The sequence below is a fragment of the Enterococcus sp. DIV0660C genome (assembly GCF_017316125.1).
Taxonomy (GTDB): Bacteria; Bacillota; Bacilli; order Lactobacillales; family Enterococcaceae; genus Enterococcus_B.
In genome coordinates, this window is the sequence record NZ_JAFLWA010000038.1 from 34,754 (window position 1) to 46,923 (window position 12,170).

The window sequence follows — 12,170 nt, forward strand, 5'->3', positions numbered from 1 at the left end:
ATGATGGACTATCAAACAAAAGTAAAGCAACTTTTTTTGGATTCCGGAATGGTTTTTACAAATAAAGAGCTAGAAACAATTGAATTTGTTGACTTTGGCTTAGGTGCTATCGAAATTGAAGGACTAAACTTATTTGTATATGAAAATAATGAGCGGTATTGTGGGAAAGAATTAGCTTTGTTACCTTATCAAACGTGTCCAGAGCATCGACATCCGCCGAGAAAAAATGATCTTGGTAAAAGAGAAACTTTTCGGTGTCGGAAAGGAATCGTTTATTTATATGTCGAAGGAGACGGACCAGAAGTTCTATCATGCAAATTGCCTGAAAACAGTCAAGCAACTTATACAGTAAGAAAAGAAATTGTTTTATACCCTGGTGATCAGTATACGATTGAGCCCAATATCAAACATTGGTTTCAAGCAGGTGAGACCGGGGCTGTAGTAACGGAATTTTCTTCTAGTAGCGATGATGCGAGTGATATTTTCACTAATCCGCTGATTCAACGGTAGTAAAAGGGAAAACCAAAATACTTGAAGAATGAAAAGATAGTTAGTTTCTTTTGTCAAAAAAAGATGGAAGAGGTCTAGAATTTTTCTGGCCTCTTTTTTTGCGTTTTGCGAAACATATTTATTTGGTGAAACATAACAAATAAAAAAATTTTTAGAGAAAAATTTGAACATAGGTTAATCAAGTGGAAGAGACGAAACAACCTGTGTTTTAAAAAAATGTGTTATTCTTTCACACAAGATAATAAATAAGCGAATGGGAAAGAAAGTCATTTCAATTATCTGTAAATATGTTATTTTTTTATCTTTTTCATGAAAAAGATAAAATAAAAGTTTTATAAACGAAGCACTATATATAGTGTGTTTTTTACTATATACCACTAAAAATGCACAAAATCTAGTCTTTTATTTTAAAAAAACAAGAGTAGAATGAAGATAGATTTTAAAGCGAGGAAGTGTTTTTTTGAAACTGACTGTTTTTTGCGGTTCCCGTTTTGGCGAAAAAGAAAGTTACAAATTTATTGCCCAAACGTTAGGAAAATATATGGCACAAGAAGAAATAGAGCTGGTTTATGGTGGTTCAAATGCGGGAATTATGGGAATCATTAGCCAAACTGTGCTGGAAAATGATGGAAAAGTTACTGGAATCTATCCAACTGGTTTATTCAAAGCAGAAACGCCAGCCGAAGAAGTAACAACGTTCATCTCAACAGAAACAATTGATGAACGAAAAGAGTTATTGTTTAGTGAGGGTGACGCTGTTTTAGTGTTTCCAGGAGGATTAGGCACACTAGAAGAATTTTCTCAACTGCTTTCTTGGATCGCTATCGGATTAGTGCCAGAAAAACCAATCGGAATTTTGGATATTGGTGGGTATTATGCAGGATTAGAGCAGCTATTGAAGAATTTTGCCAAAGAAGGATTTATGGAAGAAAAATGGCTGGATCAAGTCGTTTTTTCAAATAACCCATTAAAGTTAGTTGATTTATTAAGAGGGACGCATCATGAGAAACGTCCTTTAGTGAAGGAGATTTATTAATGAGCCAGATTTATTTAGCAGGACCATTTTTTTCAGAGGATCAAGTTGAACGTATTCAACGAATCGAACAAGCACTAGAAAACAATACAACCATTTCAACCTTTTATTCGCCACGACATCATCAAGAAAGCAATTATGAAATGTTTAGTGCAGGATGGGCACAGGAAGTGTATCAACGAGATATGACGGAAGTAACCGATGCTCAAATCGTAGTGGCTATTTTGGATTTTGAATATCAAACGATTGATCCTGGTACTGCTTATGAGCTAGGCGTTGCGACAATGTTAAACAAACCAATAATTATTTTTCAAGAAGAAACAGTATCAGTGAATTTGATGGTTACAGAAAGCCTTCATGCTTATTTAAAAACTGTCGAAGAAATTCAGCAATATGATTTTGAAAAAATGCCGAAACAAGCATATATTGGTGAGTATTTATAGAAAAGGAAGGGTTGTATGTCAGTGATTTTAATTTCAGGAACGATTGGTGCAGGAAAAAGTAGTTTAACAGATATGCTTGCAACTGAAATCCGCTCAAAACCATTTTATGAAAGTGTAGAAGATAACGAGGTGTTACCACTTTTTTATTCCAATCCAGAGCAGTACGCATTTTTATTGCAAATATTCTTTTTGAATAAACGATTTTTGGCGATGAAAAACGCGTTGATCAATGATGATAATGTTCTTGATCGTTCAATTTATGAAGATAGTTTATTGTTTCATCTAAATGCAGATCTTGGTCGTGTGACGGATATCGAAGTACAGCAGTATGATAACTTATTGGATACGATGTTGAATGAGTTAGATGACGTAGCACCTAAAAAGCGTCCTGATCTAATGGTTCATATCAAAGTTTCTTTGGACACGATGTTAAGTCGAATCAAAAAACGTGGTCGTGATTATGAACAATTAGAAAGTGATGAAACATTATACGATTATTATCAACAATTGAATGAACGTTATAACCAATGGTACGAAAACTTCGATGTGTGTCCTAAGATCCAAATTGATGGGGATCAATTTGATTTTGTTGAAAAACCAGAGCATGCGAAAGAAGTCATTGAACAAATCAAACAAAAATTGATTGATTTAGAGGGAGCGCCTGCTGGAAGTTATTACACAGATAATCATTTAGCAAAAGGACAAGAATTAGGATAAATAAAAGAGACATCGTGATTTTCTCACGATGTCTCTTAATCAATTATTGTGGCTTATTGCTCACTTTTTGAATGTTATCTGTAACATACGCATCAAAAGATTTGAACGAGTCTTGAATCAGTTTATGGCAGTTATCACAAATGCTTAAACTTCCTTGATCGCTAAATTCTGTATGGATATTTTTATTACTGGTGCATGTACAATAGTCATGACTATCAAATATATTCATTTTTTTCTCCTTAGTAACCAATCTAACTTTCCCAATATAACAGAAAAAAAGAAAATAAGGAGAAAAATTAAGATAATTTAACGTGTTATAGCTTTTTATTTTTTTATAAAAAAAGCAATGACGAATTATGGATTGTCATTGCAAATCATATGCTGGAACATTATTGTTCAAATACTATAAACGTTTCCATCTTCATCTTTTATCTGATAGTTACCAATTTTAGTAAAGACAATGGAAACTTCTTTTTTGTCTGCCATCCCAGTAATTGTGTAAGTGTCCCCTTTTGTGTCAATCTTAATGGATGTTAATATAATGTTTTCGCTGGACTCAGAAGAAGTTGTACTGTCTTCATTGTAGGTGCGTAACCATTCCATCTTATCCTCGGTAAACGTGATTTTCCCACTAACTAAATTCATGTTTTTACGCACTTTCAAAGAATAAACACTATTTGAAATATCAGTTTTTTCTGCTTTAAGCGTAGAAGATTCGGTGGTTTCGTTCGTTGATTGGTTTGATCCACCCAGCATATTACAGCCAGTTAAGGTAAAAAGTACCAGTCCTAGAGTAAATATAGCCAATAGTTTCTTCAAAATACTGCCTCCGTCTAATAGGATAAAGAAATTATACCATTTGAATGAAAAACAGGAAACTAAGGATTGCAAAAATGTTTTTAAAGAAAACGCTTAGAAAATAGTTGCAACTTAGAAAAGTGTTTGTTATATTGTTTTTGAACCGGTTCAAAAATCGGCAAACAAATGAATATACTTCACTAAAAAAAGAGGTGAACAGGTTGAGTTCAATTCGTGAAGTAGCCAAATTAGCAGGCGTTTCTACAGGTAGCGTCTCACGTTACCTGAATGGTCAGACACTAAAAGTAGCCAATATGGAAAAGATTGCTGCAGCAATCGATCAATTGAATTACAAAGAGAATATTATTGCTAAGGGGTTAAAAAACAATCGAAGTTTTTCAGTCGGATTGTTAATGAATAATTTATCAAGTCGGCTAAGTGCGGATATCGTAGCAAGTATTGAAGCATTGATGGAAGCCAATGGCTACAGTTTATTTTTAAGTTGTTTCAATGGTGAAGCACAATTAGTTTCACAAAAAATCGACTATCTACTTTCACATGCTATTGATGGACTGATTCTTTTTGAAGTAGACGAAACTTGGCCGGGAATGGAAAAACTAGCAGAGCTGACGATTCCAATCATTTCATTAAATACACCTAATCAGTTGGAAAATGTGGATTCGATTTTGGTCAATGATCGCAAAAGTGTACGCGAAACAATTGAACAAATGATTGTGATGGGACATCAGTCAATTGGTATTATCGCAGCACCACAAACAGAATATGTAGCCAGAGAGCGATTAGCTGGAGCTTTGGAAGCCAAAAAATATAGCGCAAAAGAAATAACTATTAACGTATACACTGGCGATTATTCACGATTGAGTGGTTTTGATGGTGCAAAAGAATTGCTAGCAAAAAACATAACAGCCTTATTTGTTTGTAACTATAATATGTCTATTGGAGCACTTGAATATTTTAACAAAAGTGATCAACAAATTGACCAAGAAATTTGTTTTGCACACTACGACTACCTAGATGAACTGCAAACAGTATTACCAGAACGAATGATCATCCAACAGCCCGCTGCAATGATTGGCGAATTATGTGGGAAGCGTTTGATTGAAAGAATGGAATACCCGCGTACAAGTGGTAAAACGATTCTTTTAGAAAATAAAATTTATGGAATGACCAAAAATAATAAAAAAAAGAGGACGAGCAAATGACAAACTATCAATTTCCTGAAAACTTCTGGTGGGGTTCAGCTGCAAGTGGACCACAAACAGAAGGACGCGTAGCAAACGATGGTAAAGGTGATAATATTTTTGATTATTGGTATGCACAAGAGCCAGAAAAATTTTTTGATGAAGTAGGACCAGGTACAACATCACAAGTTTATACCAAGTACAAAGAAGATGTTCAATTAATGAAGCAGACAGGACACAATTCTTTCCGAACATCGATTCAATGGAGTCGCTTGTTACCAGATGAATCTGGCGAAATAAACCAAAAAGCGGTTGATTTTTATAATAGTTACTTTGACGAGTTAATTGCAAATGGTATCGAACCGTTTGTAAATCTGTATCACTTTGATATGCCGATGTACCTTCAAGAAAAAGGTGGCTGGTTAAATCGTGAAACTGTTGAGGCTTATGAACGATATGCAACGATTTGTTTTGAGTTATTTGGACAAAAAATCAAGAAATGGTTTACTCACAACGAACCAATCGTTCCTGTTGAAGCCGGCTACTTGTATCGTTGGCACTACCCTGAAGAAGCAAACATGAAACATGCGGTGCAAGTTGGTTATCACGAAGCTTTATCGTCTGCGCTTGCAATCAAAGCATATCATTCGTTAGCTTTACCTGGAAAAATCGGGATTATTTTGAATCTGACACCTAGTTATCCACGTGATGAGAATAATCAGGAAGATGTCAAGGCAGCAAAATTAGCCGATGCATTCTTTAATCGATCATTCCTTGATCCAGCTGTTAAAGGTGAGTTTCCACAAGAACTGATTGACGTATTAAAACAATTAGATTTGTTACCTGAAGTCAAAGAAGGTGACAAAGAAATTATCAAAGAAAATACAGTTGATATTTTAGGAATCAATTATTATCAACCACGTCGAATCAAAGCAAAAGAAACACCAATTGATGAAGCTCTCTCTCCGATGCCAGAAGATTTCTTTGATAACTATGAAATGCCTGGTAGAAAGATGAATCCTTATCGTGGATGGGAAATCTATGAAAAAGGAATCTATGATATCTTGATCAACGTTCGTGACAATTACGGAAACATTGACTGCTTCATTTCTGAAAATGGCATGGGTGTTGAAGATGAAGCAAGATTCATTCAAGAAGACGGTATGATCCATGATGACTATCGAATTGAATTTGTAACCGATCACTTGAAGTATGTGCACCAAGCAATTCAAGAAGGAGCCAATTGTTTAGGATATCATATGTGGACATGTATGGATAACTGGTCTTGGACGAATGCTTACAAAAATCGTTACGGGTTTATTTCCGTTGATTTAGCTAAGGATGGCGAGCGTACGATTAAAAAATCAGGTCATTGGTTCAAACAAGTTTCTGACCAAAATGGATTTGATGCGTAAGAGATATGAATAAAATTTGTTTGCATTGTCAAAAATAAAATAAAAACTGTGTTTAAATCACATAAAGATTTAAACACAGTTTTTTTATTAGGGAAAGTGTTATTGATTACAATGAAATTTTACAGGCACGTTGCCTTGTTAATGATAGTTTGCTTATTAAAAAAATAACTTGTTATTTTTTGTTTTTTTACAGCTTTTTTACCTTTAGGTTTCATTTTTTGTATATAATAGAACAGGTAAATTCAAATAGGAGTGGAAGAAGGTATGAGAAAGAAACGTCCCGTTCTTCTCTTTTGGTTAATTGGTTTTTTCCTTTTACTTACTTTATCTGTAACAATTTCTGGACGAATGACAACAGAAATCGTTCATACAAAAACGGAAAAAATCGTTGCAAGTAAAGAATCAGTAGATAAATTTAGAAAAGAATTCTCAACGTATTGGTGGGAAGACTATAAATTTGAAGCCGACTATGATCAAGGCGAGTTAATGATTTATTTACCAAAAGGAAAAGAAGAAAACCAGTTTACAAATATCGATGATGTTTTAAGTGCAATCTCTTTGAGACAATATCAGTTTAAAGATGAGCGACTCACAGTGTTACTATTATCAAATTCGGGAGATCAACTAGCCCGATTAAAAAATGGAAAAGTGATAGAAGAATATTCTGACAAGGTAGATAAAACAGTAGTAGCCAGTCGTTTAGCAGAATGGAAAAAAACAAACACGCCAACGAAAACCAGTGATTCAAGTCATCAAAAAACAAAGACAACTGACTCAACAAATACACTAGTATCAACAAATTCATCTGAAAGCGCAGCTACAAGTAATCATCTTTCTGGAACAAGTCAGTAATCAAAAATAGCGAAAAAAGTTGTGACAGCTGTCGCAACTTTTTTTTAGAAAAGAGGGATAAAATGATTTCGTATCTGAAAACTAAAGAGTTAACACAACAACAATTATTTGAGTTATATGAAGACGTTGGCTGGACAGCTTATACGAAAGATATTGAGCAATTGCAGCAAGCAGTTCAACATTCCTTATCTGTTATTACTGCGTGGAAAAAGAACGAACTAGTTGGTTTGATTCGAGTCATTGGCGATGGGTTAACGATTATTTATATCCAAGACCTTCTAGTCAAAAAAGAAGTTCAAAACCAAGGAATCGGTTTTGAATTGATGCAGCAAATATTATTAGAATATCAAACAGTTCGCCAAATAGTCTTGTTGACAGAAGAGGCGCCAGCTATACGTCATTTTTATGAAAAATGTGGGTTTACTTCGGCAGATAAAGGCGATACAGTCGCTTTTATCAATCTATCTTAAACTATAAAAATTTATTAAAAAAAATCATCTTTTAGCTTATTCTCATTTTTGAAGTTCAAAATGTACGAAAAAAGTGAATAGAGAGAAGTGATGGTCGTGACTCCAATCAAAAAGTGGTGTCAAAATCGTTTGTTTATTGTTATTTTAGCAGGTGTATTTTTTTGGTTAAAAACTCTTTTAGCCTATTATGTTGATTTTTCTTTAGGTGTTGAAGGAATTGTCCAAACATTTATTCTATGGATTAATCCAGTTGCAACAACGTTGTTATTATTTGGGCTATCTTTGTATGTGAAAAAAGCGAAAACAGCACTATTTTTGCTATTTTTTGTAGATGTATTGAATACAACTTTATTATATTGCAATATTATTTTTTATCGAGAATTTACTGACTTCATCACAGTTAAATCAGTTCTAGGTTTTTCAAAAGTATCACAAGGACTGTCAGGAAGTTCCTTTTCTTTAATGAAACCTCACGACATTTTGTATTGGTTGGACATTCTGATCTTTCTTGGCTTGCTAATTTGGATAATTGTCAAAAATGTCCCCGTTAAAAGCCAGCCAGTGAGGAAACCAATGGCAATTGCAATAAGCTGTCTTGCTGCGTTTATTTTTTCTGGAAACTTAGCATTGAGTGAAGCGAATCGTCCGCAATTATTACAGAGAACCTTCGATCGCTCTTACATTGTTAAGTATTTAGGTATTGACGCGTACACGATTTACGATGGAATCAAAACCGGAATGACAAGCAGTGTTCGTGCGCATGCAAGTAGTAACGGAATCACTGAGGTCTTAGATTACACGAAAGACCATTATGCGGAACCTGATACAAGTATGTTTGGAATAGCAAAAGGAAAAAATATTATTGTGCTCCATTTGGAAAGCTTTCAACAATTTTTGATCAACATGAAGGTTGATGGAGAAGAAGTGACACCCTTTCTTAATAGTATTTTTGATAATCAAGCAACCATTAGTTTTGATAATTTCTTCCATGAAGTGGGACAAGGAAAAACAAGTGATGCGGAAAATATGCTAGAAACTGGTACATTTGGTCTGCCTCAAGGATCATTGTTTACTGAACTAGGTTCTGATAATGTTTTTCAAGCAGCGCCAGCTATTCTAAAGCAAAGCCAAGGCTACACAAGCGCTGTGTTCCACGGAAATGTTGCTAGTTTTTGGAATCGAGATCATGTGTACAAAAATTTAGGTTATGACAATTTCTTTGACCGTTCTTACTTCGAAGATACAGATGAAACTTTGGGCTATGGTATTTTAGATAAAAATCTATTCAGCGAGTCGGTCGGCTATCTTGAACATTTACAACAGCCATTTTATACAAAATTCTTATCTGTAACAAACCACACGCCGTATTATACTGATGATAAGAACTTTGATTTTCCAGGATTAAATACTGGTAACAGTACAGTAGATAATTACGTACGCACAGCTCATTATCTTGATCAATCATTGGAACAATTTTTCACTTATTTGAAAGCTTCGGGTATTTATCAAAATTCAATGTTTGTTATTTATGGTGATCATTTTGGAATTTCAAATTCTGATAACAAAGATCTAGCGGCAGCACTGGGCAAAGATGCGAATACTTGGAATGAATTTGATGATGCTCAAATGCAACGTGTTCCACTGATGATTCATATTCCAGGGTATACAAACGGAAAAGTTAGTCACACATATGGTGGAGAGATTGATGTTTTACCAACATTACTTCATTTAGTTGGTGTAGACGATAAAAATTACGTTCATTTTGGGACAGATTTATTGTCTGCTAAACATGATCAGGTCGTTGCGTTTAGAAATGGTAATTTTGTTACTCCAAATTACACTGTTTTGGGGAATAAAACATATGATAATAAATCAGGAGAGATTCTAGATACTGAGGCTCTGGGCATTCAAAAAGAAATCACGAAAGATCAAGAGAAAGTGAAAAAAGCGTTAAGTTTATCGGATAAATTGAATCAAGAAAACTTATTACGTTTTTATGTACCAAATGGATTTACGACGGTGGATCCACAAAAAATCGATTATCAAAAAGAAGCAGAAAAAAATGAAACAATTGAACAGCGAAAAGGAAAAGAATCAACTAGTGTCTATTCCAAAAATGGAAATAAAACGACTAAAAATCTATATCCTAAAATTACAGACTCTACTGTGAATTAAATGGCCAATTTGAACTTCTGAAAAACAAATTTTTGTTTTTCAGAAGTTTTTTTTATGTTTTAATATTTTTCTCCTTTTTTACGTATGTAAATAGTGAACCCAGTACTTTTTTTATTACACGTATCAGAAAAATTGATAAATTTGGTAGCCATTTTTTACCGACAGTACATTAATTTAAGGAGGAACACAGCAATGCATGACGGGAGATTGATCAGAAGCCTACGAATCAGTAAAAAATTAACTCAAGCCGAATTGGCAGAGGGGATTTGTTCGAAAACATCATTAGTAGGACTGGAAAAAGGAACAGTAAGGAAAATTGCATTTACGACTTTACAAGCAATCTTAGCTCGCCTAAATGTGTCTTTAGCAGAGTACGAAGTTTTGCGCCATCGATTTGAAGAGCCAAAGAAAAGTAGAAGAACGAGACGTTTATTAAGCAAGGTGCAAGAAGAAAATTTCGATCCATATAAGGAAGTGGGAAACAATCGAAAACGATTCAAGCAAACGGGAGATTTGTATTACTTAGTGTTGAATATTCACATGTTTTTAAAAACTGATAGCCAATTGCAAAAAGAATTACAATTTGAATTTTTACGTTACGAATGTAAAAAAATTGAAGACTATTTTATGCGAATACAAGAATACAGTCAGTTTGAGATGACAATTCTAGCTGAGCTACCTTTTTTATTTAGTGAGTCCTTCATCGAAAATAACTACGTGAAAATCAAAAAAAAATTGCGGAATTTTTCTTTAACAAATAATCCTGATCAGTATATGGATTTATTTTTATTAAACTTAACTAATCATTATATTAAGAAAAAACGATTTAAAAAAGCGCGGAATGTCAATGATGATTTATCAAGGAGTCTTGCGGCAAAAGCAAAAAATTTAATTATTTATGAAACATTAATGATGAATTATCAAAAACAGATGATCCTTGTTGGATTGGGCGAGTTAATTGATGAGGACGAGTGCGACCAACTGTTTTCTGTTTTGGAATATAGTTTGGGCAAACAGCAGCGTAAGCAGTTGGAAGAACAGTTTCGCGTACTTTTACCCTGAGAAAAAGGCCGTGTAAGAAATGTCTCGTTCAACAAATAATAATATAATTCCAGAAATTACTTCCCAGATTTTTGAATAATTTAAATGAGTTTGTAAGGGCTTTTTTGAAGCACAGTGGATAAAGGGTGTGGCGCAAAGCGCCTAGCTTAAAGTAATAAGGATGTTTTTCTAAAAATAGTTTTTCATGTTTTTATGAAAAGAGGATCTATTGCTAAAGAAGTTGCTTTGGGAATACCGTAGATAAGGTTGAGGCTCTAAGAGCTATCTTTTGAAGTAAGGTAAATGATCAGTAGAAAGAATATTTGGATAACCAGAAAAGGATGGCAATGATTCAAAAAAGTTACTTAATAGATTATTTTGACAGATTTTCTTTGAAAGAAGTGGGTTGTTGAATTGCGATGTTCGGGAACTAGTTGGGACAAAAAAAAGCTAGGAGTGGAATATCCTAGCTTTTGGTAGTGTGTTTTAAGATGGAGAACTGCTACTTTCTAGCAAATCCTTCTGTTCGTATTGATAAGGTGTTGATGGGAAAAATCGAGCAATCTCATTTTTTGAAGCATCACGAGAGTCTGAAGCATGAATGATGTTTGCTGTTCCAGGAAGTGCAAAATCTCCACGAATCGTGCCGGGCATTGCATCTACAGCCTTCGTAGCGCCTACCATTTTTCGGACAATATCAATAACGTCATCACCCTCTAGTACAAGATAAACGACAGGACCAGAGATCATGTAGTCAATCAATTCTTGGAAAAAACTACGACCAGCTAAGTGTTGATAGTGTTCTTTTGCAAGCTCAGGAGTCATTGTTGCTAGTTTCATGTCAACGATTGTTAACCCTTTTTCTTCGAATCGTTGAATAATACGACCAATTAGATGTCGGCGGACACCATCTGGCTTGATAATCACAAGCGTGTGTTCCATAAGATCACTCCTTTTATCCATTACTATAGTTTCATTATAGTAATGAAAAGCTTTTATGACAAATGAAATTCAAAAAAACATAGTTTATTGTTAAATGATCCATGAAAATAAATGTGCTTCATTTGTGAAAAAGCAAAAAATTTGAAAATAGATTTGACATTTCTGTCAATCGTTGTTACAGTAACCACTGGAAAACTAAATAAGATTTGTTAGGTGAGGCTCCTATACAAACACAGGCTACTGCCCAAAAATGTCGAGAGACGCCAATGGGTAGAACAGGAATTGTCGATCTAAGGCTTTTCATAAGGTAGCTAAAGGCAAAGGTATTTGCTTTTTACGTTGTATAGTGTCAAAACTCAACGATGAGATCGAAATAGCTTCTTTTTGCTGTGCTTATTTCAACCTTTCGCTGAGTTTTTGGCGAAAGGTTTTTTGTTGTCAACCTAACAGCTTAAATGTTAGTAATCCAAAAATTAAGGGAGCTGATTTTTGTTGGGACATTGATGTGGCAAGTACGAGCAGATTTTTGTAAAGAAAAAGAACAGATTTATGAAAGCGTAAGGGAGATGAGA

13 protein-coding genes and 1 riboswitch are annotated in these 12,170 nt (G+C 34.3%); of the genes, 10 read left to right on the forward strand and 3 right to left on the reverse strand.

Annotation, left to right across the window (positions count from 1 at the left end; all coding sequences use genetic code 11):
- Positions 1–3: 3 nt before the first annotated feature.
- The 4 genes from DOK81_RS10260 to DOK81_RS10275 all read left to right on the forward strand — a co-directional run bounded on the left by DOK81_RS10260 (position 4) and on the right by DOK81_RS10275 (position 2,703).
- Positions 4–510 carry a D-lyxose/D-mannose family sugar isomerase gene (locus tag DOK81_RS10260; RefSeq protein WP_206910549.1) on the forward strand — a complete coding sequence of 169 codons (507 nt, stop codon included), beginning with the start codon at positions 4–6 and terminating at the stop codon, positions 508–510.
- A gap of 460 nt (positions 511–970) precedes the next feature.
- Positions 971–1,546: a TIGR00730 family Rossman fold protein gene (locus DOK81_RS10265; protein ID WP_206910550.1), complete on the forward strand. Its 576-nt coding sequence runs from the start codon at positions 971–973 to the stop codon at positions 1,544–1,546.
- Complete coding sequence (locus tag DOK81_RS10270) at positions 1,546–1,986, forward strand: nucleoside 2-deoxyribosyltransferase (protein WP_206910551.1); 441 nt, start codon at positions 1,546–1,548, stop codon at positions 1,984–1,986. The genes DOK81_RS10265 and DOK81_RS10270 overlap by 1 nt, the downstream gene beginning before the upstream one ends.
- Positions 1,987–2,001: 15 nt before the next feature.
- On the forward strand, positions 2,002–2,703 hold the full coding sequence (locus DOK81_RS10275) for a deoxynucleoside kinase (protein WP_206910553.1): 702 nt from the start codon (positions 2,002–2,004) through the stop codon (positions 2,701–2,703).
- A 43-nt stretch (positions 2,704–2,746) separates the two neighbouring features.
- Here the strand turns inward: DOK81_RS10275 and DOK81_RS10280 are convergent, their stop codons facing one another.
- Positions 2,747–2,926 (reverse strand): hypothetical protein, encoded by a 180-nt coding sequence (locus DOK81_RS10280; protein ID WP_206910712.1) that lies wholly within the window; start codon positions 2,924–2,926, stop codon positions 2,747–2,749.
- Between the two features lie 173 nt (positions 2,927–3,099).
- On the reverse strand, positions 3,100–3,522 hold the full coding sequence (locus DOK81_RS10285) for a hypothetical protein (RefSeq protein WP_206910556.1): 423 nt from the start codon (positions 3,520–3,522) through the stop codon (positions 3,100–3,102).
- A gap of 200 nt (positions 3,523–3,722) precedes the next feature.
- On the opposite strand from DOK81_RS10285, the gene DOK81_RS10290 reads away from it, so the two are divergent.
- The 6 genes from DOK81_RS10290 (at position 3,723) to DOK81_RS10315 (ending at position 10,677) form a co-directional block, all read left to right on the forward strand.
- Positions 3,723–4,724: a LacI family DNA-binding transcriptional regulator gene (locus DOK81_RS10290; RefSeq protein ID WP_206910558.1), complete on the forward strand. Its 1,002-nt coding sequence runs from the start codon at positions 3,723–3,725 to the stop codon at positions 4,722–4,724.
- Positions 4,721–6,118, forward strand: coding sequence for a glycoside hydrolase family 1 protein (locus DOK81_RS10295; protein ID WP_206910562.1), 1,398 nt, complete (start codon positions 4,721–4,723; stop codon positions 6,116–6,118). The genes DOK81_RS10290 and DOK81_RS10295 overlap by 4 nt, the downstream gene beginning before the upstream one ends.
- Before the next feature lie 264 nt (positions 6,119–6,382).
- On the forward strand, positions 6,383–6,970 hold the full coding sequence (locus DOK81_RS10300) for a hypothetical protein (protein WP_206910566.1): 588 nt from the start codon (positions 6,383–6,385) through the stop codon (positions 6,968–6,970).
- A gap of 62 nt (positions 6,971–7,032) precedes the next feature.
- Positions 7,033–7,440, forward strand: coding sequence for a GNAT family N-acetyltransferase (locus DOK81_RS10305; protein ID WP_206910571.1), 408 nt, complete (start codon positions 7,033–7,035; stop codon positions 7,438–7,440).
- A 96-nt stretch (positions 7,441–7,536) separates the two neighbouring features.
- Positions 7,537–9,615 (forward strand): LTA synthase family protein, encoded by a 2,079-nt coding sequence (locus tag DOK81_RS10310; protein ID WP_206910574.1) that lies wholly within the window; start codon positions 7,537–7,539, stop codon positions 9,613–9,615.
- Between the two features lie 192 nt (positions 9,616–9,807).
- The gene (locus DOK81_RS10315; protein ID WP_206910576.1) at positions 9,808–10,677 is read left to right on the forward strand and encodes an Rgg/GadR/MutR family transcriptional regulator; all 870 of its coding nucleotides are present in this window, start codon (positions 9,808–9,810) and stop codon (positions 10,675–10,677) included.
- 465 nt (positions 10,678–11,142) lie between these two features.
- Here DOK81_RS10315 and ndk read toward each other — a convergent pair whose 3' ends face one another.
- Positions 11,143–11,598, reverse strand: a complete 456-nt coding sequence (ndk, locus tag DOK81_RS10320) for a nucleoside-diphosphate kinase (RefSeq protein ID WP_206910579.1) — start codon at positions 11,596–11,598, stop codon at positions 11,143–11,145.
- A 198-nt stretch (positions 11,599–11,796) separates the two neighbouring features.
- Positions 11,797–11,973: riboswitch (M-box (ykoK) riboswitch) on the forward strand.
- Positions 11,974–12,170: the final 197 nt, after the last annotated feature.